A 26,685-nucleotide genomic window follows, 5' to 3' on the forward strand; every position below is an offset into this window, starting at 1 on the left:
AAGGGCGTGTGTAACACGCCCTTTTTTTATTATTCAAAAACTAAAATTGATTAATGAAAGTTTAATCCAACAAGCTTTTCTACTCCTAAATTTTTATAACATTACCGTTTAATTAACTTTGTTTATAGCCATTTAAAATCATCGCTTTTTTGATATCCTAATATCATTATTAAAACTATTGCACTAAAAATGAAAAAAATAATTTGCATTACAGTTCTTATTGCCCTTGCCTTTACATCTTGCCAAGAGGAAAAAGAAAAGCTCTTTACCCAAATACCAGCTAAAAGTTCTGGCGTAGATTTTAACAATAGGATTATAGAAACGGACAGCTTTAATATTCTAACAAGTGAATATATTTTTAATGGAGGCGGTGTTGCCATTGGAGATTTCAATAATGATGACAGGCCCGACATTTTTTTCTCGGGAAACCAAGTTTCAAATAAACTCTACCTAAATGAAGGCGACTTTAAATTCAAGGATATTTCCGCAGAGGCACAGATTGAAGGAATTGACAAATGGAGTACCGGAATTGCCCTGGTAGATATAAATAATGACAAATACCTTGATATTTATGTATGTGCGGCCATGTTGGATTCCGATAAAGAAAAGGCCAATATGTTATTCGTAAATCAAGGACCCAATGCCAATGGTGTTCCTACTTTCAAAGAGATGGCTAAAGAATATGGCATTGCAGATAGCAGTAACAGTATGGGAGCCACCTTCTTCGATTATGATAAAGATGGAGATTTAGATCTTTATGTTCTCAATAACGTGGATATTCATGTGCTTCCTTCCAACTACAGGGAAAAGATAACGGACGGCTCTGCGCTGAGCACGGACCATCTGTATCGTAACAATGGGGATGGTACCTTTACCGATGTTTCCCTTGAAGCCGGCATCACTTTAGAAGGCTACGGACTTGGTTTGGCCATTGCGGATATCAATTACGATAACTGGCCAGATATATATGTAAGCAACGACTACCTCACCAATGACCTGCTGTATATCAATAATCAGGACGGTACTTTTACCAATAGAATATCGGAATTTGTGAAGCACCAAAGTAAATTCTCCATGGGCAATGATATATCGGATTTTAACAATGATGGCTATTTGGATATCATCACTTTGGATATGTTGGGTGAAACCAACCAAAGGTTGAAGACGACCATAGCAAGTAATAATTACACCAACTATGTCCTTAATGAACGTTACAATTATGAATATCAATATTCCAGGAACATGTTGCAGAAAGGAAACGGAAATGGTGTACCCTTTAGTGAAATCGGTTTAATGTCTGGTGTCTCTAAAACCGACTGGAGCTGGTCGCCATTATTTGCGGATATGAACAATGATGGCCATAAAGACCTATTGATAACGAATGGTTTTCCTAGGGATATCACCGACCTTGATTTTGGGGACTTCAATTTTAATGTAAGTAGGTATTTGAAACCAGGTCAAATTTTGGATTCCATACCTACTATCAAGATTCCAAACTATGTTTACGTAAATAACGGTAAGGATACATTTGAGGATAAAGGTGAGGAATGGGGTCTCAATATACCTTCCTTCTCAAATGGAGCGGCATTTGCAGACTTGGATAATGATGGTGACTTGGACTATGTTGTTAACAATATCAACGACCCTGCTTTCATCTTTAGAAACAACTTAGGGGCAGAAAACAACTATGTAAGAATCAACCTTAAAAACTCGGACACCTACGGCATAGGTGCAAAAGTAGTTGTGCGCTTTGACGATGGTACTTTTCAATACCATGAAAACTACTTGTATAGAGGCTATATGTCCTCCTTGGATGGTATAGTGCATTTTGGTCTGGGCGATAAGGCAAAAATTAATTCTTTAGAGATATTATGGCCTAATGGCAACTATCAAAAATTGGAAGGCGTTCAGCCTAATCAAACCTTGGTACTGAAACAAAGTGAAGCCTCCCCAATAGATGTAAAATCCCTGGAATTTCCGTTCAATCCCAAAAAGGACCAAAAGTTATTTACCGAAGTTTCAAAAGAATATGGAATGGATTATGAACATAAGGAGTTGGATGTAATCGACTTCAATATTCAAAGAATATTACCGCATAAATTGACCCAAAATGGTCCTTGCTTGGCATCGGGAGACCTCAATGGCGATGGTCTGGAGGATTTCATTGTGGGTAGTTCCGCCAGGTATTCACCGGTTTTATTTTTGCAAGAATCGAATGGACAATTTTTGCAACGAGAGTTATTCAAGGAAGAAGAAGACAAAAAATACGAGGAAGAAGGAATAGCCCTTTTTGATTTGGATAACGATGGGGATCTTGATATTTACTTCGTGTCCGGAAGCAATGAATTTACACCGGATGACAGCTATTATCTGGATAGGATTCTTGTTAACGATGGAAAGGGTAATTTTTCCCTTGCCTTGGATAAATTGCCTGAAATCAAAAAGAGTGGCTCCGTAGTTGCCGCAAATGATTTTAACAAAGATGGTTTTATAGATTTATTTGTAGGGGGCAGAACACCATTTGCGAAATACCCCATTCCGGAAAGCAGCTATCTTTTAAAAAATGAAAATGGTACATTGGTGGATGTAACCGATTCAATGTGTCCCGAATTACGTGATATAGGTATGGTCACCGATGCTACTTGGGCAGACGTGGATTCCGATGGAATTAACGACCTGATAGTTATTGGGGAATTTATGCCAATTACCGTTTTCAAAAACAATGGGGAAAAACTAACAAAAATGGAGGGGACCGGTATGGATGATTTATACGGTTTCTGGGAAAGCATCGTTGCCCATGATTTTGACAAGGATGGGGATTTGGATTTTATCGTTGGGAATTTAGGGGCCAACAATTTTTACCAACCTTCCCCTGAAAGACCTACCAAGCTCGTCTCCAAAGACTTCGACAATAATGGCACCGTTGACCCTGTGATGTTCAGCTATCTTAAGTATAGCTTTGACAATCCGGAATACAGATCGTTTCCCTTGAAGTTTTGGGGCGATCTAAATGGTCAGAGTCCTTTGTTCCGTTCTAAATACAATACATATAAAAGCTTTGCAAATGCGGATATCAACACCTTGTTCACGGAAGAGGAAATGGACGGTGCCCTTACATTGACAGGAAATTTTGATAGAAGCATATACGTGGAAAATTTAGGTAATGGCACGTTCAATTATAAGGAACTACCTTGGGAAACACAAATGGCACCGATCAACAGTATCGCGGTAACGGACTACAACAACGATGGCAATGACGATGTTCTATTGGTTGGGAACGACTATGGCAACGAGGTATTTATTGGAAAATATGATGCCTCCAACGGATTTTTGTTGGAAGGGGATGGAAAGGGTAATTTTTCTGTTGTCGATATCCAAAAAAGTGGGTTTGTAGCTCAAGGTGATACCAAGGATATTACCATTGTAAATAATGCCAACGAGAGTAATCCATTCATTGTGGTCTCACAGAACAGGGGCCCGCTAAGAGTTTTTCTTAAAAATGAGTAGTATTTTATTTATCCGCCTTTATCGAAAATATGTATGGATAGCACTTCCCCTTAATTAGGATTGAACCAAAGGAAAGATTTCTTCTTTTAAATAGCATGACAATGTCTTCCAACATGAAACTCCTTTTTTTGCTTGCTGTAATAACATCCTTGATTTCATGTGAGCCGAAGGAGAAAAAAGCTGTAGCACTTTATGAGTCTTATTGCGCGAGTTGCCATCTGCTTCCGGATATCGATAACTTACCTAAACATATTTGGAAAGATGGCATTTTACCGGATATGGGCGCGCGTATGGGAATCAAGGACACGGCATACGATCCCTATGAGGGCATTTCACGCATGGAACAATTTGCCATTGTTCAGTCCGGGGTGTATCCTGAAAAACCTAGTATATCCATAGAGGATTGGAATTTACTCAAAGACTATATTCTTAAAATGGCCGGTGATTCCCTTGATCTGGGCATTGTGAAGACACCAACCAATGGAATATCCCAATTTAAGGTGCAACCAATAGTTCTGGATAGTATCAAGGGAGCGCTATTTACATTTTTGAAATTTGATTCTGTTCAGAAAAAAATAATAACCGGCAACCTAAATAGCAGATTAATTCATTATGATCCTATTTTAAAAAAAGTCACCAAAACAGAACGTACGGAGCAAGCACTTACCTCCTACTCCCAAAAGGACACCTTAAAATATTTCACCTATGTTGGTTATCTTGACCCTTCTGAGCTCTCTCAGGGCAGTTTAAGTGTTATCGAGCCCAGCAAGAGAAAAATAAACCGAGCCAATATTCAGTTACATAGACCTGTTCATAGCCTTGTCCATGATTTTGACAAGGATGGCAATGACGAAGTTGTGGTCTGTGAATTTGGGGATTTGACAGGGAAACTTACCCTTCTAAGCCATAATGGGGATTTTAATTATAAAAACCAGATATTATTGAACCAACCAGGAAGTACAAGGGCTATGGCTAAGGACATGAACAAAGATGGCCTAGATGATTTGGTGGTGCTAACTTCACAAGGTAGGGAGGGCATTACCATTTTTTATCAGGAGGCCGATTTAAAATTTAGAATGGAAACCCCCATACAGTTCAGTCCGGAGTACGGTTCTAGTTGGTTTGAAGTTATTGATTATAATAACGACGGATTTGAGGACTTCATAACCGTACAAGGCGATAATGCCGATAAAAGCTATGTTCACAAGCCGTATCACGGATTACGAATCCATATCAACGATGGCCACAATAATTTTACCGAAGCTTATTTTTATCCTATGAACGGTGCCACTAGGGTCGTTTCCAATGATTATGACCAAGACGGGGACATCGACTTTGGAATTCTATCCACTTTTCCGGATTATGAACGAACCCCTGCGTACTCCTTTGTTTATTTGGAAAACAAAAATGCCAATTCATTCCAATTTGAACCCTATCGTATGGACACTGGCGATCTGGGCCGATGGATGTTAATGGATGCGGGAGATGTGGATCAGGACGGAGATACGGATATTATTCTTAGCGCCTTTAGTTACTCCTTCACTCCCGTTCCGGATAATCTCAATGAGGCCTGGAGTAAATCCGAAGTGGATCTCTTGATTCTTGAAAACAATTTAAACCCGTGATTTTCTTAAGGGGGTTGCGAATCCCTAGAAGTCAATGCTCATTCTGATGCTTAAAATCGCCCCACCTATACTTTACAGTCCGCTTTAAGGGAATCTGCATGCCTCCTGTTTCTTCCAACCAATCATATATGGCGGCGGACATGGATTTGGCTATCTCCTGTTTGTCAGGATCTGCAATTAGGTTATACATTTCATCGGGATCGTTTTCCAGGTCATACAATTCATTTCGGTCCCAAATGCCATGGTACTTCATGTATTTGTATTTATCCGTCCTCATCCCAAAAACGGTGGGTGTCATTGGAAAATCATATTCCCAATAATATTCATAAAACACTTCTTTTCGGGTATTTTCATTGGCCTCCCCCTTAAGAATTGGAATAAACGAAGTACCCGGCATATGCTCGGGCTGCTTTATTCCCGCTTCGGCCAAAACGGTGGGTCCAATGTCAATATTCTGTACCATTTGCTTCGGACGGATTCCACCCTCAAACAATTCCGGACAACGTACCAATAAAGGCACTTTAACGGACTCCTCATAAAAATGACGTTTATCTATCAATCCATGTTCCCCCCAACTAAAACCATTGTCCCCCATATAAATTACCAGGGTGGATGCGTCCAGACCTTCCTTTTTTATATAATCCATCACGGCACCTATGCTCTCATCGACACCCAAAAGGGTTTCGCAATAATCCACCACCATCTCATGGATATCCCTATTTTCATGGTACATATAATCCACACCGTGCCAGCTTACCCGTTGGTCAGCTACCCATTGAGGCCATTTTAGGTCACGATAGGCACCTGTTTTTGTCTGCTCATAGGTTGTTGGGAGGTCGATCCGTTTTCCTTTGTACTTTCCCTTGTGTCTTTTGGCCGGCTGAAATCCAGCATGAACCGCTTTATGGGATAGATACATAAAAAAGGGCTTTTTCCTATCCCTGCTATCAAGCCAATCAATGGCATGTTCTGTCAATAGGTCGGTAATATACGTGGAGTCCTTATAGGATATTCTTTCTCCGTTTATGTTCAAGGTGGGATTGTAATACACACCCTGGCCTGGAAAACTCTCCCAATGCGTAAATCCGGGTTGTGGTTCATCCCCATGGTCGCCCATATGCCACTTTCCAAAAAAACTGGTTTGATATCCGGCCTTCTCCAAATACTGGGGAAAATAAGTAAGGTTGCCCGGATCTGGTGCTTGATTGTCCACTATGGTGTGGCTATGGGAAAACATACCCGTCAAAATAGAAGCCCTGCTGGGGGAGCACAGGGAAGTCGTTACAAAGGTATTGGGCAAATAAGCTCCTTCCCTGGCAAGCTTATCCATATTTGGGGTTTCCAACCAGGGAACTTTTCCTGTAAAACCCATGTAATCATACCGATGATCATCGGTAAGAATGAAAATTACGTTCCTAGGCTGCTTTTTGTTGGGCATGGAATTTCCTCTCCCAAGAAAAAACAAAGAGAAAGTCAAAAAAACTAGTGCATGTGCTATTTTCATAATATGTATTTTTTAGTTTGAGGTACCATCAATTCTGTAATTGTTGCCTTAAAAACCACGCATAGAGTTCATCCGTAGCATATGCTTTTGACCATGCCTCATGGCCCACATTTTCATATTTGGTGAACCGGACATCGTACCCAAACTCCTTGAGTTTATTCACCATGGACTCGGATTCTTCGACCGGAATCACGTCATCGTCTTCGCCATGGAAGACCCAAATGGGCATTTTCTTATTGATCCATGAAGCATAGGGCAACGGTGTCATCCCACAGACAACGGCCATGGCAGCAAAAGTTTCTGGATATTGGACCGCCATCTCCCAGGCCGCACCCCCGCCACGACTTATCCCGGATAGGTAAATCCTATTCCTATCGATACGGTTTTTTGAAACCACGGAATCCAAGAGCTGTTTTACGGCACGGGTGTTCCACCAACTTTTCGCATATGAATTTTCAGGGGCTAAAATCAGAAATGGAAATTTTCTACCTTGTAAAATGAGGTTTGGTGGCGGAATTCTTTCATTGGGACCTAAATCTTCGGCCACCTCTCCCCCTCCATGCAAGAACAATAAAACAGGAAATTTTTTTTCAGGTTTCAATTCGTATTCCGGTGGATAGTACAGGTAATACTTTAAGGTTTCCGTTACCGATGTCTCCAACTCTCCATCTACCAAGGTATAACTAGGTTGCGAGGCACAACTGTTTACCAAGAGTATCAGGAAAACAAATAAGATGGTTTTATACAAATCAGGCGAATTATATCCTTTGAAGATACATATTTTTTGGCTTAAAAAATGAGTGAAACCCTTTTCGAGAGATTCGTTTCGGGAAGTCGAATACCATTACAAGAGGAAATGTTTAAATTAAAAGCTATTGATTTAATTTTAAACGTATGAAACAAAAAGGGAAGCTTTCCCAGCTTCCCTTACTAAATGTTATCTGTACAATGTGAAGTGTCCCACATAACGGGATTTCCGTTCTCCCAGGGCATTGACCACATACCAGTAGTCGCCTGTAGGCACTTCTTTGCCTTCATAGGTTCCATCCCATCCGGTCACCTTGTCCAATACGGCCACTACCCTACCGTAACGATCATAAATTTTTACCTCCAAATCGTCAAAGAATTCCGTATTTCGTATTTGCCATACATCATTTTGTCTGTCTCCGTCCGGCGTAAAGAAATTGGGAATTTCCAACATTCCTGTAAATTCAAAAGGAAGGTCGACTTCGGCCACACAACCATTGGCATCTACTACCCGAATGTTTACCATTCCACTTCGATTTGTGGTGAAGGTAGTTTCACTTCCATAGGAAACGCCATTAAAGAAATATTCATAATCGCCATAACCGCCTTGTGCCATGGCCACAAGTTCATTGGGACCTGTTTTTTCTGCTGATAAGGTCAATGGATTATACGCATCGACCGTGAATTCCACAAAATTGGTACACCCGTTCTGATGGTAGATGTAAACGGTGTGGTCACCCGGAGCAAGATCTCCCCATTGATAGTCCATTCCAGCATTGGAAGTTATGGCGTCAGTAGCATCTATGGGATCTAAGGCGAACATCAAATCATCCATATTTATATTGCCCAACATGTCAATGGTTACCGTGCTATTTGGGAAGATTCCCTCACATCCATACACAACCAACGGTTCGGCAGTTAAATCGACACCAATGCCGATATTAAACAATTCCAATCCAGTACATAAATTGGCATCCTTAATATGAATGGCGTAGGAGGCACCGCCCTGTAAATTCTCAATCAATTGACCAGGCACATATGGAGCAAAAGTTCCAGTACCCGATTCGTCGATGGGGTCGATCATTTCTACCTTATACTCATAGTAAGGCGTAGCACTTACCATGGGGTCATTAAAGGGTGTTCCGCCGGTTATCTCAAAAGTCATAGTGCCATCATTTGCACCTATACACAATTCCGGCGTAGTTTGAATGTTGACGGCCTGGAGCACCTCGGGTTCGTCCACAGTGATGAAATCACGTTCAAAACAGCCGTTTTCATCCTGAATCAATATTTCATAGGTACCCTGTGCCAAATCCTCGAAGGTATAAGTTCCCGGAGTTGCCGGATCACTAAAGAACTCATTGAAATTTGGGCCTATGGCGAACTGAATCAAACCGATACCTCCTGATAACACCTCAACGGTAATAGTTCCATCCTGCTCCCCGTTACAACTTACCGTTGTAGGTGCTGCATCGAATACGATAGGGTCTGGCCTCACAATTTGGAAAGGCCCTGCAATGTCCATACATGTGGCCCCGCTGGTTACGGCAATATAGTAGTCCGTACCTTCGGGCAAGCCTTCGAAAGTTCCATTATCCTGTGGTCCCCTGAATAAGGTTGCCGATGCGGACGGATTAAACGCGTCTACCGGGTCTCCGTTATAGAGGTAAAAGGTATCGTCACCCACACCACCATTTACGAAAGATTCTATCCTACCGTCCAGCTCCGAAGCACAGGAAATATCGTCCGGTAAATTGGGCAATAACGTAATACCCGTGGCATTGGTCATGGTTATACCGTTAGATCTTATTGCTAAACAGGTGCTGGCCGCATTGGTCTTCCTTACATCAAATTGATAGGTGATTCCCTGTACGCCTGGTACCAAAACGGAAGTTCCCACCATGGTTTGATAAGGCCCTACCACAACCCCATTCTCCACAGGCGCATATTCATACGTAAAAGAAGGTTCCGGATTTTGGATTGACAATCGCATTTCACCATCACCGCCGCAACCGGGTACCCGTGTCTGAACCAGTAACGGGGCCACTGGTGGTGGCGGATCCACAAAATAAGGCTCCGTAACGAACAAACATCCAAAGCTAGAGGAAACCTCTATGGCATACCATCCGGCACTGATAAAACCACCGCTGGCACCAATAAAAGTTGGCGTGTTCTGTAATCCGCTGGTAGATGCGATATCCGTATTGTCGTTGCCGTTCAAATACAGTAATCGATAGTTATAACCAGCGCCTGGAAATCCTCCCGTGGCTCCAGCAGTCGCTGTGGTAGCATCACCCGTTGTGGGATTATAAGCTTCCAAAACGGCATTATTGCCATTGGGACAATCCAGCCCTTGCGGTTGCCTAATCCCCGCATCGATTTGTGGTACTTCATCCAATTGAATATCAAAAATGTTCGTACAAAGCTCAGCATCCCGAATCTCCACTCGGTAGAAACCATATTCCAATCCGGAAAACGTATTGTTGTTGGAAAAAGGCGCTGCTTCAGTGGCGTAGCTCGTACCACCATCGGTGCTGAACAATAATCGGTATTCATACGGCGTACCGTCCCAACCACCGGTTCCGGTCGCCTGAATCTCGCCACTGTCATTACCACAGCCAACATTACCGACCGAACTGGCCGTAACTTGTAGGGGTCCATTAGGGGTACGAATATTGGCCACATTGCTGTCATTACTACAGAATGGAACGTCCGTGGAAACCACCTCAACTATAAGATTACCTCCTGGCAGTCCGGTTATCCTAGCCTCCTCCCCATTCACATCGGGATAATTGGTGGTATCAAAACTTCCGGTGGCTATGGGCGTACTCTTGGTGATGTCATCGGCCATATAGACCGTATAGTTATAAGTTCCTACATAATCAGATACCGTTATGAACAATTCTCCATCATTGGTTCCAAAGCAGCTAACCGGTTTGGCTTCCGTAATAAATACCGACGGCAATTGTGGTTCGTTTACGGTATGGATAGGAAGTGGATAAGTACATCCACCCGTATTGTCCACAATTTCCATGATATAATCGCCCGATGCCGGCAAATCTACAAACCCAAAGGAAGCACCACTAATAGTTACATTGGCTACCGGTACGACCGAGTTCGTGACAATGGTAAAATCCATCGTACCTACCACATCGATGCGAACGCGTTCATCGTTGGCACAATCCAATTCACTCACTACGCTCAATGTTGGAACAACATCGGTTGGTGGATTGATCGTAGGCAGGTCAAAGGTAGTCTGACATCCATTTCCGTCGATGGCATATACGGTTATATCCTGCGGAGAACCATTATCCACAATCTCAAAGGTGTTACCCGATTGATAGTTGGAAAAACCGGTGATACTATACTGATATCCGGAGCCGATGGTTCCCGGATCTACAACATTCACGGTAATTATGGTTGAACTATAGCGATTTGCCCCAGGCTCGCAGGCAAAATCTGGAGCCGAAGCCGTTATGCTAAAGTCGGCCGGATTCGTTATCGTATGAACAGCCGATAAAACCTCACATCCTCGTTGTGTCACCACCTGAACCTGATAATCCCCTTGTGGTAAATTGGAGAAGGTACCCGTATTGTTTCGGTCGTGTTCCGAAGTAGTTGTAAGGTTATTCAAAATATATGTAATGGGCATATCCTGAGAAGTAAATGGCACCAAAGCATTTGCAGGTCCCACGACCACTTCAATCGTACCGTCGTTGTTGTCACGACAAGTGATATCGGTAGCCAATTCTGAAGTGATAACTGGTTGCGCGGCCTGATTCAGATTGATTCCGGCCACATTATATTCGCAGAAATTGGTTCCGTCGAACATAATTCGGTCCACCACCAAAACATCATAGGTACCGGGAGCCAATCCGGTGAAAACGGGATCGTCCTCTTGGGTAATGGGTCCCACCGAAGCACCAGTGTAATCGGTTCCCGAAAGGATGTATCCAAAATCACCGCTGCCGCCAAAAGTCGCAATCGTAATCTCGCCATCGGCATCGTTGCATGTTGAATCCGTAGAAAAAGTGCCCGTAGCCGAAAGGAAGTTATATACCGTAGCGGTACCCTGACTGGTACATCCGTTTGCATCGACCACATCGACCACATAATCCCCCGGACTGGCAACCGTAAAGGTATATACCCAGTTGGTTCCATCATCCGTTGGAATCTGTTCATCTCCTGCCAATGTAAAACGAGGCGTGTTGACCGAATTTGGCATGGCCACCGTAATATCAAAGGAAGTTGAACTGGGATTACACTGGTTCACAACTGTAAATGTGGGAACGGGAAGATCCGGATCCAGTTGGATTACCGTGGCAATATCAAACGAGATACAGCCACCACTATCGCGCACATAAATATCGTAGTCTCCAGCAGGGCCTACAAAAGTCGTGGTACTTACATAATCCGCAGGATAGGCCGGTTCAGGGGAACCATCGGGCACAAAGGCATATTCATACGGACCTCCCGATCCACCACGGCCCTGTACCGTTATCTGTCCGAAGGCATTGCAATTCGCGGGAACATCGGAGATGACATCAATTGCCGGTAGATTCTGATCTATAATAACACTCGTAGCGTCCCTACAGGTATCCGTTTCGTTCACCACGATTATTTGATAATCCCCGGGCAACTCTGGATACGTGTTGGTATATGGTGGCGCAGGGGCCGAAAATGATGGGACAATCAACGTTGTGGTGTTTGTATCATTGTTCAGCAACTCAATTCTTAAAACATCCCCAGAATTATAACCAATGATCTCATAGGCAATCTCCCCGTTTCTGTTCACATCACAGGCTCCAGGTGTTGAAGATGCCGTAATTTCGAGTGTTGAAGGCGCATCAACTGGCGGAATTTCCTGCTCGTACAAACAACCTGTTACTACATCCCTCACCTGTACGGTATAGGCAATACCATATTGGATACCGTCCGTAGCATTACTAAAGGTATGGTCATTAATGCCCGGCGTATTGTTCAAGGGATAAAACGAAGGCTGTTGCGCCAACTTGATTTCATAAGAACCGGAACCGCCGCTCACACTAACAGCATATGTAAAACTACTATCGTCACAGGATGGTGGTAATGGTGGCAAAATGGGTGTAATCACAACTTCATTTGAAGTGATAGTTACCGTATCTATGTCCGTACAACCATTGGCATCCAAGGTAATCACTGTATAGTTCCCTGGAATCAAGTTGGTATCGCTAATGGTAATTGGAAATGCCGACTGATTTTCCAAACGTGTGATTTCCGTTCCCGTACTGTCCTCGATCCTAAAGTCGAAATTTGGGGTTCCATCGGTAACGCCGTTAATGGTAATTCCTCCGCTCACGACACCACTACCGTCACAAATAGCCGCATCTTGGGTAACCGATGCATCCGGTGGCAAGGTGGTATCGGTACCTATGACGGCATTTGCCGGTACGGTTTCACAGCCTCTGGAATCCCTAACTAAAAAAGGATATGTACCGGCCGGTAAATCGGAGTATACTGTTTGCGAACTCCATCCCATACCGTTGAAGTTGACTTCGTACGGCGGCACCCCACTGGTTCCGTCGGGTATAATGGTTACGACCCCATTATTTGGAGCACCGCAACTTACAGGCCTTGTTATTACCGAAGCAGCGGCAATGTTCGCTGGCGGATTCAATATGAGCGGTGCCGATGTGGCTTCGCAACCTGCATTGGTAGTATTGTTATCGGTTATTCTAAATATATAGGTGCCATCAATGGCAGTATCGTAAAAGAAGGTACTGGAGGTATAGGGTGCAGGCGCACTAAACGTTACCCCATTATCGGAACTTACCTCATAGAGACCGGTTCCAGAAGCATACCCTCCGCTTACGTCCACCCGAATCTGGCCGGACAATCCCCCACAAGGGATTTCCGTGACTACCGCAGTATTGACCCTTAGTTGTGGAGCAACAGTGATTACTATGGAATCGCTACAATTGTTACCGTCTACCACCTCTATGGTATAATTACCGGGAGTCAATCCATTGAAGGTACCCGTTGGTTGCAAAGCACCACCATTGATACGGAATTCATGCGTTCCCAATGCCGCTGTGCCCGCCGTGGAAGTTACCACTGCGGTTGCCCCGGTACCGGGAATATAACAAAAATCGGATGCCGCATTGTCCAAACTTACCGTAGGTGCGTCTATTGGTGTCAGGTCAAAAGTAAAAGTATCGGTACAACCTTCCGCATCTTCGGCGGTCAATGTGTAGGTACCGGGTATTGTCAGGTTACTAAACGTCCTACCTGATCTAGGTCCGATTGCAGGCCCGGAAGGCGGAGTCAAGGTATACCTGTTTCCGCCCCAACCTCCGGTAAAATTGGCACGAACGCTACCTATATTTCCATTGGCGCAGCTCATAGGGGTGACGGTACTTCCGCTAATGTCCAATGCAGGTGCATCCACAATATCAAAGGAAACGCTATCCGTACAGCCGGTATCAGCATCAGTAACGGTAATGGTATAGGTCCCTATTCCGGATAACGGCAAGTCTACTTCTGCATTGTTTTGCGGGGTACTTTCAGGACCTCCATTGATATTATAGGTGTAGTTGTTCGCAAATCCGTCGATGATGAAGGTGCCCGTACCATCCGTAGCGCCATTACAGACTCGTAAGTCCCCACCGGATTTGACGCGGGCCCGTATGGAACTGATTACGGCCGGACTAAAACCTTCCGTGTAGGTGCAGTTATTGGCATCGGTAATTTGAAAAATATAGGATGTCGAAGTACTCAATCCAACAAACGTAGCGCTACCCCCATTGTTAAAGGGAACGGGGCTAATGATGGAATAATTGACAATTGGCGCATTGGATGTCGGTGTCAGGGTTACATCGGACGTACCGGCCGCGCAGCTAATATTACTTTGGGCGAAATCAAGGTTCGTTGGTGGATCTACATCCAAAATATCAATCGGAGTAAGTTCCAATCTGCATCCACCGCCATCACGGATAATCGGAGTATACGTTCCTGCCGATAAATTCGAATAAGAGGTGATACCCGTAAAATTCACCCCATCGATACTGAATTCATATCCGCTACCCGATCCACCAGTAAAGGGGCCCACGAAGTCTATTTGACCTCCATTAGTACCTCCACTGCCATCACAGGTAACATCTGAGATTTTGGTCGCGGAACCGTTTATGTTTCCAACCGTGGTCACCGTTATCGGAGGAAGGGTAATGGTACATTCAAAACCTCCTTGCTGATATCGGACTTCAATACTATTATAAGTGCCCGCGGGAACTGAAATCTGGGGGGCTGTCACCCAAGGGTCACCAGAATTCACCCTATAGGACAGGTTGTAGCCTCTTGCATCGATAGTGGTAAAGTTAATTCTTGCACCCCCATTGCTACACGTTCCGTCAATTCCGGATGCTGTTACATCTGGCGGCAGCAAGTCTTCCACGTTGGAAGAGGCCGTAATAATACAACCGTTACTATCGGTAATAACGAAGTCATAGGTTCCTGGTGAATTTACGGTATAGGTCGTAGTTCCGGTATCTGTCGCCGCATTCCCATAAGAAGGCTGTACAGGCCCACCATTAACCGTAAATGTATACGGCGCGGAACCACCAGATGTATTCACCGTGATATCCACACTGGAAATGGTCGCACATCCAAAACTGGAATTTACCTCCGTGGAGGCATCTAGGGGACTTATTCCGGATCCAATGGTTATGGGGTTTCCAAAAGTATCAACCGCAATTCTTGGCGGATTGATTCCGTTCAATGGATCACCCGTACATTGCTGGGTCTCAACTTGGGCGATATAGGTACCGGAACCCACGGCGGAAAAGGTATAGGTCTCATCCGGTATAAAGGCGGTAAATTCCTGCGCCACGCCCATATTATTAAGAAGGGTGTACTTATACGGTCCAAGGCCGGGTGTGGGCGTTACGGTGATGGTGCCCGTTTCCCCGGGACAGTTGATATCCGTAAAGTTTACGGACAAATCCAAATTTCTTTCCAATATTTCAATAGGCTCGTAAGGATACTCACAGGTATTTGGGATATTTCTCAGCCTGGCCTTTACAATATAGGTACCTGGAGTCAAATTTGAGAAAATGGCGCCTTGCCATGGCCCAAAACCGCTTCCACTATCAATACTAAATTCGTAGGCGCTGGACAAGTTGGTTATTTGTATCCGTCCAGGTACATCACAGATATAATCCTCCTTAACGAAGGTTTGGTTGATGGTACTCTTTTTGACCTTGAAATAATATATTTGTCCGTCTGCGACCACCCTATATTCGGCACCAATGGTCGATGGGATGGAACTCGCATCCAAACTGAAGGTTTGCCCCGTGGCCACTTGTGTGTAGCAGGAACCCGTATTGGGACAGTCGTTGTTGATATCCGGAGAACAGGAACCGCCCAACGTCTGCCACGAGACAGAACCGTATGGTCCACCGGATAGACTAATAATCCGATCATCGCTGTTCCCACAAAGGTTAAACCGGGCTACCGTGAATCCGTTACTGCTACAACCTACCTCCTCGTCCGCGCCTTGGATGATGGTCATGAACATTGGAGCCATGGCAGTGGCCGACTTAGTGTTGGAGTCTTTGGTCTTTGAAATATCAAAATCCGAAGAGGTTTCGACTTTCTTCTTGGAAACCGTATTTTCGACCACCCTTTCCACTGCAAGGGTTACCTCACTAAAAATCTTGGTAATGCTTGAATCCGCAAGTGCCGTAGAGCCAACCACCGATAGCAGTATCAGCAGGAGTACATACAGCGATCTTCGCTGTTGTGATGGGTGCATAGGTTAAGTAGTGTTTGGTAAGAAGGACAATGATTTGGGTGTCAATATCCCTCCTTGGTGTAAAATTTTTTGCTTATATTCTCGGTATTAGGATAAAAAATCTATCTTCACTCATTAATATTCTTCTAACGTTCCAAGATGAAAAAAAGTGTATTATTTTTCTGTTTTTTCGTTGTATTGCTCAATTTTTCTTGCGCACAAAACCCTGAAAACAAGGTTTCTACGCCAGAAACCGTTCCGTTCGATGCAGAGCTGTTCGTCGATGACCTACAGGTTCCATGGGGCTTTACGTTTCTTCCGGATGGAAGTTTGCTGATTACCGAAAAAAACGGTGATTTAATCCGATTTTTAAATGGAAAAAAGACAAAAATCGATAACGCACCCAAAATTTATCAGCGGGGACAAGGTGGTCTTTTGGATATTGAACTGCATCCCGATTATGAAAAAAATGGATGGATCTATATGTCCTATGCCTCCCCGGAAGGAGATAGCAAAGGTGGAAATACGGCCATCATCAGGGCCAAACTGGAGGGTGATAAACTGGTCCAAAACCAAGTGCTCTACAAAGCAGTTCCCAACACCACAAAAGGGCAACATTTTGGATCAAGAATAGTATTTGACGATAAAGGGTTTCTTTATTTTTCAATAGGGGAACGCGGGGAACGGGACGTCAATCCGCAGGATATCACTAGGGACGGTGGCAAAATTTATAGGTTAAACGATGACGGCAGCATACCCAAGGATAATCCTTTCGTTGGAAAAAATGGAGCAAAAACCGCCATTTATAGCTACGGACATAGAAATCCGCAAGGGCTTGCCGTACACCCTATAACCGGTGAAATTTGGGACAACGAACATGGTCCTCGAGGCGGTGATGAAATCAACATCGTCAAAAAGGGAGCCAATTTCGGGTGGCCTGTAATAACCTATGGAATCAACTATAGCGGCACGCCCATTACGGATAAGACCAAAATGGAAGGCATGGAACAACCCATTCATTATTGGGTACCATCCATCGCCCCAAGTGGCATGGTCTTTATAACTACGGACAAATATAACGGATGGAAAGGCAGTGTCCTTGTAGGTTCCCTGGCATTTCAATATCTGGAACGCTTGGAACTGAATGGAACCAAGGTTACGAGAAGGGAAAAATTAATGGACGGCATAGGACGTGTTCGTTCCATTGAAGAAGGACCTGACGGACTAATTTACGTGGGAGTGGAAGGAAAAGGGATTTATCGGCTAAACCCCAAAAAATAAAAACCTTTAGGGTAAGCCATTTATTCACTGGGATTTTGACATTGGGCATTTTGGTTTTAGTGTTTTGAATTTTTTAATTCTCAAATCCAGGAAAGCAAACACTTTTACTATTTACCGGCCTCCAAGGCCTTTTTTACGGAGCCGTGTTTTTTTAACAAAGCCTCGGCCTCGTCATAACTTACACCAAGACCCTCTACAATATATCTCGTTCCTCGATCCACCAATTTGTTATTAGTGAGTTGCATGTTGACCATTTTGTTTCCCTTTACACGTCCGATCTTTATCATCAGTGCCGTGGAGATCATATTGAGCACCAGCTTTTGGGAGGTACCACTTTTCATGCGCGTGCTTCCCGTAACGAATTCAGGACCCACGTTCACAGCAATAGGAATATCGGAAACCTTTGTAATAGGCGAACCCGGATTGTTAGTGATACAAGCCGTGAGGATATTATTTTTTTGTGCCGATTCAAGACCACCGATTACGTAAGGTGTAGTGCCCGAAGCTGCAATACCAACTACAACGTCGGTTTCATTTATTGTATGTTCATTTAGGTCCAGCCAAGCTTGTTGGGTATCATCCTCTGCATTCTCGACCGCCTTTCGAATAGCCGTATCACCTCCTGCAATAAGTCCAATAACACGTTCGTGGGGCATACCAAAAGTGGGAGGAATTTCGGAGGCATCCAAAATCCCCAAGCGGCCACTGGTTCCCGCACCTATGTAAAACAAACGTCCCCCTTGTATAAAACGTTCGGCAAGGGCATCCACCAACTGAGTAATCTGGGGGATTACCAAGGCGACCGCATCGGCAACCTTCTTATCTTCTTCATTCATTTTTTGGAGGATGGAAACCGTATCCAATTGTTCCAAATGATCATGATTGGAGGGGGACTCCGTAATTTTTTTGTATTCCATAAAGTTTCTTATAAGATGCGTATGTCACAGTTGCGGAAGACCTCCAACATTCGGTCGGACGGTTCCAACTCCGTTATCATGGTATTAATGGTATTGATATCACAGGTTTTATACCGATGCTGCGAATTTAGCTTTTCCGAAATGGACAATAAAACCGTTTTTTTTGCCGCCTTTATGACCGCCTTTTTTACTTGTACGATATCCCAATCAAACTCCGTAAGCCCATAGACCGCATCCACATACCCCGTACCGATAAAGCTAAAGTCGACCCTAATTTCAGAAAGATTATGAATGGCGTTCGCACCAATGGATATTTGGGCCTCCTTGGAAATCTGTCCCCCAATGGAAATGACCGTTACATTTGGTTTGTGGGACAGTTCCATGGCTACCGGTAGACTGATGGTAAAACAGGTCAAATTCAAATTATCCGGAATGAGCCGTACCAGCTCCATACAGGTGGTACCCCCATCGATAAAAATGACCGCACCGTCCTTTAACAAAGTAACAGCCTTTTGGGCGATAATTACTTTTTCCTCCAGGGCATAGATGTTTGTATTCCTGCTATTGCTATTGGTAAAACCCAAGGAAATGGCACCACCATGAACCTTCTTCAATTTGTTTTCGGCATCCAGTTCCTTAACGTCCCTACGGATGGTATCAATGGAAACATCCAAGCTTTCTGCAATATCCGTCAATAGAATCCTATTATGCAATTCTACTTCGTTCAAGAGGATTTGTTGGCGTTCTTCCTTTAACATAGGTATTCAAATAAATAGAATTGGGACAAAGATAACTAAAATTTAAACATGCCGTTTTATTCCGTTATTGTGTCCTGACAATTAATTTAATATTTAATATTGCAAAAAACAGCAAAATATATTTTTATTGCCTATATTTGCATGAATTTAAAAAGTATAATTCCAATTTTCTATGAAAACCACCATGGTCAAAAAAAAGAGGGACATAAGCCACCAACCCATTGGACAATTTGAGGAAACCCGATTTGAAAAAATCCACAACGTAATTTTTTCGGATTCCAATGAAGCGTCCATTCGCGTAGCGGAAGAGATTGCGGAACTCATCCGAAAAAAACAAAATCAGGGAAGAACATGTGTTTTGGGGCTGGCCACTGGCTCCTCTCCTATTCGTGTGTATTCTGAACTGGTACGAATGCACAAAGAGGAAGGTCTTAGCTTCCAAAATGTAGTCACCTTCAATTTGGACGAATATTTGCCCATGGAAAAAAGCAATATTCAGAGCTATCACTACTTCATGCACGAACATCTCTTCAACCATATCGACATTGACCCAGAAAACGTGCACATTCCGGACGGTACCGTAGCCCCTGAGAATACAGTAGCCTATTGTTTGGGTTACGAACGGAAAATAAAGGACTACGGCGGACTCGATTTTCAGTTATTGGGTATCGGTAGAACGGGACACATTGGTTTCAACGAACCCGGTTCCCATTATAATTCCGGGACAAGGGTGATCACCTTGGACCACATCACGCGTGTGGACGCCGCACCAGCGTTTCTTGGAATAACCAACGTTCCCAGGAAGGCCATCACCATGGGTATCGCCACAGTTCGCAAGGCCAAACGGATCGTGCTTTTGGGCTGGGGCGAAAACAAGGCTGAAATCATCAAAAAAACCATTGAAGGGGAAATTTCCTCGCAGGTGCCGGCAACCTACCTACAAAACCATCCCAACTGCACCTTTATCCTGGATACCGGTGCAGCCTCGGAATTGACAAAAAACAAAACCCCGTGGCTGGTAGATGCCTGCGAGTGGACGGAAGAACTCAAGGCCAAGGCCATCATCTGGCTTTGCGAAGAGACAGGCAAGACCGTTCTGAGTCTCACCGATAAGGATTACAACGACAACGGCATGGCCGATCTACTCGCCATTGAGGATTCGTATGACCTCAACATACAGATCTTCAACAAACTACAACATACCATCACGGGATGGCCCGGCGGAAAACCGAATGCGGACGACACTTACAGACCGGAACGGGCGGAACCTGCCAAAAAACGGGTCATTATTTTTAGCCCGCATCCAGACGATGACGTCATTTCCATGGGGGGAACTTTCGATAGATTGGTGGAACAAGGCCACGAAGTGCATGTAGTGTACCAAACATCCGGAAATATTGCCGTATCCGATACCGATGCCCGCAAATTCGCGGAAATCGCCATGAACTTGAACCCCTCTGAAAAAGTTCAGAAAATCATCAACTCAATCAACAACAAACGGGATAGCCAAATCGATTCCCCGGAATTACGTAGGTTGAAAGGAGATATCAGGCGGTCCGAATCCTATGCCGCCACCCGATACATGGGCCTAAAGGATGCCAACGTCCATTTCTTGGACCTGCCTTTCTACGAAACCGGAACGATTAAAAAGAACAATCTTTCTAAAGAGGATATAGACTTAATGGTAGATATCATAAGCCAGATTAAACCGCATCAAATATATGCTGCCGGGGACTTGGCAGACCCTCATGGCACCCACAAAGTCTGTCTGGACGCCGTTCTAGAAGCCTTAAAACGACTAAAACCGGAACCTTTCATACAAGACTGTTGGTTGTGGCTGTATAGGGGCGCTTGGCACGAATGGGACATCAACGAAATAGAAATGTGCGTTCCTATGAGTCCGGGACAGGTCCTAAAAAAGAGAAATGCCATATTCTGCCATCAGTCCCAAAAGGATGGGGTTATGTTCCAAGGGGACGACTCCCGCGAATTCTGGATGCGAGCCGAGGAGCGAAATAGGGATACCGCAAACAAATACAAGGCTTTGGGCATGTCTTCCTATGCGGCCATGGAAGCTTTTGTAAGACATAAATTTTAATACTCTTAAAAAAGGGCCTATTTTCGATAGGCCCTTTTTATTTTTCCCATGCCCAAAAAGCTAATTGTTGTTTTCCTTTTGACACTTGCCAGTTCCTGCGGTGTCCTTACCTCCACTATCCCACAACCAAAAAAGGAATTTCGAGGGGTTTGGGTAGCCACGGTGGTGAACATTGACTGGCCTAAAAATGGCTTGGATACGGTCGAAAAACAAAAGGAGGATTTTCTAAAAATTCTGGATTTTTATCAGAACCTCAACTACAATGCCGTGATTGTGCAAGTCCGCGCCGCCGGGGATGCTTTCTACGCTTCGGAATATGCTCCGTGGTCCCGATTTCTGACCGGAACGGAAGGGGAAAACCCCAAGTGGAAAGAAGACCCTTTGGCATGGATGATCGAACAGGCGCATAGCCGTGGTTTGGAATTCCATGCTTGGTTAAATCCGTACAGGGCCACATTCGATTTAAATACCGACATTCTAAGTCCAGACCATGATTACAATGTAAATCCTGATTGGATGGTCAAATACGGAACCAAATTTTACTACAATCCCGGACTGCCCCAAGTGCAGGAAAAATTGACTTCTATAATAGATGAATTGACCAGTTCGTATGCTATTGACGGGGTACATTTTGACGACTATTTCTACCCCTACACCATCAAGGACGAAGTTTTTAACGATAGCGTCACGTATTACAACTGCTCTTTACCCAATCAGTCTTTGGAAGACTGGCGAAGAAGCAATGTGGACAGCCTTATTAAAAAAAGCTACACAACGATCAAGGAAATAAAACCATGGGTTTCCTTTGGGGTGAGTCCGTTTGGGGTATGGAAAAATAAGTCTACAGACCCACGGGGTTCCGAAACACAAGCGGGCCAGACCACCTATGAAAACCTCTATGCCGACCCGCTCCTATGGATGGAAAATGGCTGGTTGGATTACATAGCCCCACAAATCTATTGGAGTTTGGACCTTTCTGTGGCCTCCCATAAAACCTTGGTTGATTGGTGGGCCAAGAACAGTGCGAATACTCAAGTATATATTGGGAATGGGGCTTATAAAGTCCGAAATAATAGTGACCAAGCCTGGGAGAAAAAAAAGGAATTGCCCAACCAGTTCAAATTGGCGAGGCAGACCCCGGAGATATCAGGCAATATTTTGTTCAGTGCAAAATCCCTAATGGATAATAACCCGGACGTGGTTTCCTATTTGAAAAAAAAGTATTACAAATGGCCGGCCCTTACACCAGAAATTAGTGGTGGGCAAAAACAACCTTCGGAAAACATTGACATTATCGGCAAGGTACAATCGGATGATTTTTTGACATTGACCATAGCGCACAATGATGCAATTCAATATGCACTTGTATATAAATCGGGAAAAAGAACGGCATCGGAATTAAAAGCCAAGAAACTTCTTGACAAGATTTTTATTGAGGCGGAATCAAATCAGGTCCAAATACCAAAGTCGGTTCTCAAAGGAAAGCGAATTGCGGTTACTTTTTTGGACCGATATGGGCGGGAATCCCAACCAACAATCATACATTTAAAACAAATATCAGGGTATGGCAGAAAAAGATAAGGGCGCATGGGGCTGGGTGCCCATTTTATATTTCACGCAAGGCCTGCCCTATGTGTTGGTGGTGACCGTTTCGGTCATCATGTACAAGCAGTTGGGCGTCAGCAATTCGGACATTGGACTGTATACCAGTTGGCTGTACTTACCTTGGGTAATAAAACCCCTTTGGAGTCCCTTGGTAGACCTCAAAAGTACCAAGCGAAAGTGGTTTTTGGCCATGCAGCTGCTCATCGCAATTGCCTTATTGGGCGTAGGATTGAGCATCCCCACCAATATGTTTTTTATAACAACCCTCGCCTGTTTTTGGATGGCGGCCTTTGCATCGGCCACAAACGACATCGCTTCGGATGGGTATTATATGCTGGGACTAACGGAAAAAAAGCAATCCTTCTTCGTGGGTATGCGAAGTACCTTTTATCGATTGGCGATGGTCACAGGAGAAGGGCTGATCGTTATTATGGCCGGATTTCTGGAAAACAAATACGGGGACAATTCCAAGGCCTGGAGCATGACCATGATCGCCGCGGCCGTTCTCATGTTGTTGCTCACCATTTCCAATTTCTTTGTGACCCCAAAATATGAATCCGAAGCATCGAATGTTACCGAAAAACCCAAAAGCTTCCTGGAAGTTTTTAAATCCTTTTTTCAGAAAAAAAATATTGGAATCGCGTTGGCGTTCATTTTGACGTACCGACTAGGGGAATCGCAATTGGTAAAAATGGCGGCACCGTTCATGCTGGACAGTCCGGAAAAAGGAGGGCTGGGCTATTCCACGGAACTTATAGGGACCATTTTTGGTACGGCAGGTGTTATCATGCTTTCTATTGGGGGTATTCTGGGCGGTATCCTGATTTCCCGCGACGGACTCAAAAAATGGATGCTTCCCATGGTGCTTTCCCTAAACTTGCCGAATATTTTGTACGCCCTTTTGGCGATTACCAAAACCACGCATGTCATACCAGTAACTGCCACCGTTATGTTCGAGAAATTTGGGTATGGTTTCGGCTTTGCGGCTTTTCTCATGTATCTTATTTATATAGCCGAAGGCAGGTCCAAGACAAGCCACTATGCCTTTGCCACAGGATTTATGGCACTCGGCATGATGCTTCCTGGCATGATCAGCGGATATATGCAACAATGGTTGGGGTACGACGGATTCTTTATTTGGGTCGTTATCGCGGCCTTACCCGCCTTGATATTATTGAAATACATCACCTACCCACCGGAATTCGGAAAGAAAACCGATAACTAACATGAAGTCGTTACCTAACTATACCGAAGCCAAAAACACCTTAAGTACTGCCGAAAAAATTGGTCAATTTTTCATGCCCGCAGCGTTTATCAACGATACGGAAGAAGAAATCCGTGCCTTGGAAGATTTGATCAGGAATTACGGTATTGGGGGCATTTGCTTTTTTCATTCGAGGGCGAGTGCGGCTACCAATTTTGAGGGTAAAAAGGAGGTCTTACGAAACGAGCAAAGTTTTGAAACCTTAAAATCCCTGATAAAAAGATATCAGTCGGTATCAAAATACCCCCTTTTTATTGCCATAGATGCGGAATGGGGCTTGGCGATGCGCGTTGAAAATACCCCACAATATCCCTACGCCATCACTTTGGGGGCGTTTTCCGGAAACGAGAAACTGATTTATGAAGTAGGGAAAAAGATTGCCCAGGACTGTTTGGCTGCCGGAATTCATTGGAACCTTTCACCAGTAGTGGATATCAATAACAACCCCAACAACCCTGTGATCGGGTATCGGTCTTTTGGAGATGACCGGGAACAAGTAACGCAAAAAGCATTGGCCTACATAAAAGGAACGGAAAGTGTTGGCGTATTGACAAGCATCAAACATTTTCCGGGACACGGGGATACCTCCGTAGATTCACATTTGGGGATTCCGGTCATTGATAAATCGAAGAAGGAGCTTTTGGAAAATGAACTCTATCCGTTTCAAAAAATAATATCAGAAGGTGTGGATGCCGTAATGGTGGGCCATTTGTCGGTACCGGCTTTGGCGAATGGCTTGGATACACCCGCAAGTATTTCCCGTGAAATTATTACCGATTTTTTACGGGGCGAACTAAATTTCAAGGGCCTTGTCATCTCCGATGCCCTGAACATGCATGCCGTTTCAATAATCCATCCTGTGCCCGGAGAACTGGAATGGTTCGCCTTCCATGCTGGAAACGATATCCTTTGCTTTGCCGAACACGTAAAGGAAGGTATTGAGACCATCACAATAAATAGTACAGAAAAACAGCTTGAAGAAACCTTTGAACGCGTATGGAAGCTCAAGGAAAAGGCGATGGGAAACCCCTTTTGGAAGGGATTGGGCGAACTTTCGGATAGCAGTGAGTTAAACAAAAAAATCGCAAGGAAAAGCATCACGGTATACCATGGTACCGAAGCCGATATAGATTCTTTCAGCAAAAAAGACTTTTGTACCCTTACCCTAAAACGTTCCCAAGAAAACGCTTCAAAGGAAGATATCCTATCCTTTTTGGAGGAAGCCAAACAGGATACCAAACAAGAGAAAAATATTCTTTTACTGGTAACCCCGCCCAAAGTGAAGCCCGCGAACCAATTTGGTTTCTTTCAAGAAGAAATTGATTTCATCAATGCAATGCTAGAGGAAAAGAACGTGGTACTTTACCATTTTGGAAATCCATATTCCCTAAAGCTTTTTGATGTAAAAAAATCCGTTGCAACCGTATTGGTCTATCAAGATTTTACCGAGTTTCAGGATGTGGCCACAGAACATTTCCTGGGAAAAATAAAGGCGCATGGAAAATTACCTGTTTCTTTAAAATAGCGTAACTATGAAAAAATATAACGTCATTGGAATGATGTCCGGCACCTCATTGGATGGTCTGGACATGGCCTTTTGCCATTTTTGGAAACATAAGGACCGATGGGAGTTCGAGATCAAGGCAACAAAAAGCATATCCTATACCCAAGAAATGCAGAACGAGCTCAAGGATGCCATACACCTATCGGCCGAAAAATTGCTGCAACTGCACAACGAGTACGGAAGTTGGCTTGGGGCAAGGGCCAAGGAATTCATCGCTGAAAATAATCTGGAGACCGATTTTATTGCGAGCCACGGCCATACCTCGCATCATAGGCCGGAACTAGGACTCACCTTTCAGTTGGGATCGGGGCAGCATTTGGCCAATGCTTGCGGACATAAAGTAATCTGCGACTTTAGAAGTAACGACCTCTCCTTGGGCGGACAGGGTGCGCCCCTGGTTCCCATCGGTGACCGATTGCTTTTCAGTGCATATGATTTTTGCCTCAACCTTGGGGGTATCAGCAACATCTCCTTTGAATCCAAAGGTAGCAGGATTGCCTATGATATCGGCCTGGCGAATATGATCCTGAATTACATCACCAGAAAAATCGGACTGGATTATGATGAAAACGGGACCATGGCAAAATCGGGCAACATCAATCCTGAGATGTTGAAAAAGCTCAATGACCTTAATTACTATTTATTGCCACACCCCAAATCGATTGGATATGAGTGGTTTTTGGAGGAGGTCGTTCCTATTGTAGAAACTACAAAAGACAGTACAGAGAACCTTTTACACACCGCCGTTCATCACATTTGCGAAAAAATTGCCCATCAAGTGACCTTGAATTCCGGAAAGCAAGCCCAAAAATTATTCATCACCGGTGGAGGTGCCCTGAACACCTTTCTCATTGAAACATTGAAGCAAAAACTAAATAAAAATATAGAAGTCGTTGTGCCGGAAAAAAAAATAATTGAATTCAAGGAAGCGCTGGTTTTCGCGTTCATGGGGGTATTGAGGTCGGAAAAGGAAATTAATGTACTCAAAACAGTTACGGGTGCCAAAAGGGATTCCTCAAGCGGGGTTATTTTTTTACCCAATTGAAGT

13 protein-coding genes are annotated in these 26,685 nt (G+C 44.1%); 8 read left to right on the top strand and 5 right to left on the bottom strand.

Features of this window, described 5'->3' with window-relative positions:
- Positions 1 to 189 precede the first annotated feature (189 nt).
- Both PP181_RS16575 and PP181_RS16580 read left to right on the top strand, forming a co-directional pair.
- The gene (locus PP181_RS16575) at positions 190 to 3,507 is read left to right on the top strand and encodes a VCBS repeat-containing protein (RefSeq protein WP_272637903.1); all 3,318 of its coding nucleotides are present in this window, start codon (positions 190 to 192) and stop codon (positions 3,505 to 3,507) included.
- Positions 3,508 to 3,635: 128 nt separating this feature from the next.
- On the top strand, positions 3,636 to 5,132 hold the full coding sequence (locus PP181_RS16580) for an FG-GAP repeat domain-containing protein (protein WP_272637904.1): 1,497 nt from the start codon (positions 3,636 to 3,638) through the stop codon (positions 5,130 to 5,132).
- Between the two features lie 31 nt (positions 5,133 to 5,163).
- Here the strand turns inward: PP181_RS16580 and PP181_RS16585 are convergent, their stop codons facing one another.
- The 3 genes from PP181_RS16585 to PP181_RS16595 form a co-directional block, all read right to left on the bottom strand.
- Positions 5,164 to 6,636, bottom strand: coding sequence for a sulfatase family protein (locus PP181_RS16585; protein ID WP_272637905.1), 1,473 nt, complete (start codon positions 6,634 to 6,636; stop codon positions 5,164 to 5,166).
- 28 nt (positions 6,637 to 6,664) lie between these two features.
- Entirely contained in the window at positions 6,665 to 7,384 is a 720-nt protein-coding gene (locus PP181_RS16590; RefSeq protein WP_154920828.1) for a prolyl oligopeptidase family serine peptidase, read from the bottom strand.
- 189 nt (positions 7,385 to 7,573) lie between these two features.
- Complete coding sequence (locus PP181_RS16595) at positions 7,574 to 16,171, bottom strand: T9SS type B sorting domain-containing protein (RefSeq protein WP_272637906.1); 8,598 nt, start codon at positions 16,169 to 16,171, stop codon at positions 7,574 to 7,576.
- Between the two features lie 138 nt (positions 16,172 to 16,309).
- On the opposite strand from PP181_RS16595, the gene PP181_RS16600 reads away from it, so the two are divergent.
- Entirely contained in the window at positions 16,310 to 17,431 is a 1,122-nt protein-coding gene (locus tag PP181_RS16600) for a PQQ-dependent sugar dehydrogenase (RefSeq protein WP_272637907.1), read from the top strand.
- A 107-nt stretch (positions 17,432 to 17,538) separates the two neighbouring features.
- Here the strand turns inward: PP181_RS16600 and murQ are convergent, their stop codons facing one another.
- Both murQ and PP181_RS16610 read right to left on the bottom strand, forming a co-directional pair.
- Positions 17,539 to 18,348, bottom strand: a complete 810-nt coding sequence (gene murQ, locus PP181_RS16605) for an N-acetylmuramic acid 6-phosphate etherase (RefSeq protein WP_154920825.1) — start codon at positions 18,346 to 18,348, stop codon at positions 17,539 to 17,541.
- 8 nt (positions 18,349 to 18,356) lie between these two features.
- Positions 18,357 to 19,106, bottom strand: a complete 750-nt coding sequence (locus PP181_RS16610; protein ID WP_272637908.1) for a DeoR/GlpR family DNA-binding transcription regulator — start codon at positions 19,104 to 19,106, stop codon at positions 18,357 to 18,359.
- A 172-nt stretch (positions 19,107 to 19,278) separates the two neighbouring features.
- On the opposite strand from PP181_RS16610, the gene nagB reads away from it, so the two are divergent.
- The 5 genes from nagB to PP181_RS16635 are packed head-to-tail and all read left to right on the top strand — an operon-like array spanning position 19,279 to position 26,682.
- Positions 19,279 to 21,204: a glucosamine-6-phosphate deaminase gene (gene nagB / locus PP181_RS16615; protein WP_138259431.1), complete on the top strand. Its 1,926-nt coding sequence runs from the start codon at positions 19,279 to 19,281 to the stop codon at positions 21,202 to 21,204.
- A 48-nt stretch (positions 21,205 to 21,252) separates the two neighbouring features.
- Positions 21,253 to 22,785: a glycoside hydrolase family 10 protein gene (locus PP181_RS16620; RefSeq protein ID WP_272637911.1), complete on the top strand. Its 1,533-nt coding sequence runs from the start codon at positions 21,253 to 21,255 to the stop codon at positions 22,783 to 22,785.
- Complete coding sequence (locus PP181_RS16625) at positions 22,769 to 24,034, top strand: MFS transporter (RefSeq protein ID WP_272637913.1); 1,266 nt, start codon at positions 22,769 to 22,771, stop codon at positions 24,032 to 24,034. Before PP181_RS16620 ends, PP181_RS16625 begins: the two co-directional genes overlap by 17 nt.
- A 1-nt stretch (position 24,035) precedes the next feature.
- Positions 24,036 to 25,598 carry a glycoside hydrolase family 3 protein gene (locus PP181_RS16630; protein WP_272637914.1) on the top strand — a complete coding sequence of 521 codons (1,563 nt, stop codon included), beginning with the start codon at positions 24,036 to 24,038 and terminating at the stop codon, positions 25,596 to 25,598.
- Between the two features lie 7 nt (positions 25,599 to 25,605).
- A complete protein-coding gene (locus PP181_RS16635) occupies positions 25,606 to 26,682 on the top strand; it encodes an anhydro-N-acetylmuramic acid kinase (RefSeq protein WP_272637915.1) in 1,077 nt (358 codons plus the stop codon).
- Positions 26,683 to 26,685: the final 3 nt, after the last annotated feature.

Source organism: Maribacter sp. PR66 (assembly GCF_028464205.1).
In the GTDB taxonomy this organism is placed as follows: domain Bacteria; phylum Bacteroidota; class Bacteroidia; order Flavobacteriales; family Flavobacteriaceae; genus Maribacter; species Maribacter flavus.

Bases quoted from the DNA above. Each gene is read 5' to 3' on its own strand.
- PP181_RS16600 (WP_272637907.1), top strand. From the start codon at position 16,310: ATGAAAAAAAGTGTATTATTTTTCTGTTTTTTCGTTGTATTGCTCAAT.
- nagB (WP_138259431.1), top strand. From the start codon at position 19,279: ATGAAAACCACCATGGTCAAAAAAAAGAGGGACATAAGCCACCAACCC.
- PP181_RS16630 (WP_272637914.1), top strand. From the start codon at position 24,036: ATGAAGTCGTTACCTAACTATACCGAAGCCAAAAACACCTTAAGTACT.
- PP181_RS16610 (WP_272637908.1), bottom strand. From the start codon at position 19,106: ATGTTAAAGGAAGAACGCCAACAAATCCTCTTGAACGAAGTAGAATTG.
- PP181_RS16575 (WP_272637903.1), top strand. From the start codon at position 190: ATGAAAAAAATAATTTGCATTACAGTTCTTATTGCCCTTGCCTTTACA.
- murQ (WP_154920825.1), bottom strand. From the start codon at position 18,348: ATGGAATACAAAAAAATTACGGAGTCCCCCTCCAATCATGATCATTTG.
- PP181_RS16585 (WP_272637905.1), bottom strand. From the start codon at position 6,636: ATGAAAATAGCACATGCACTAGTTTTTTTGACTTTCTCTTTGTTTTTT.
- PP181_RS16625 (WP_272637913.1), top strand. From the start codon at position 22,769: ATGGCAGAAAAAGATAAGGGCGCATGGGGCTGGGTGCCCATTTTATAT.
- PP181_RS16635 (WP_272637915.1), top strand. From the start codon at position 25,606: ATGAAAAAATATAACGTCATTGGAATGATGTCCGGCACCTCATTGGAT.
- PP181_RS16595 (WP_272637906.1), bottom strand. From the start codon at position 16,171: ATGCACCCATCACAACAGCGAAGATCGCTGTATGTACTCCTGCTGATA.
- PP181_RS16620 (WP_272637911.1), top strand. From the start codon at position 21,253: ATGCCCAAAAAGCTAATTGTTGTTTTCCTTTTGACACTTGCCAGTTCC.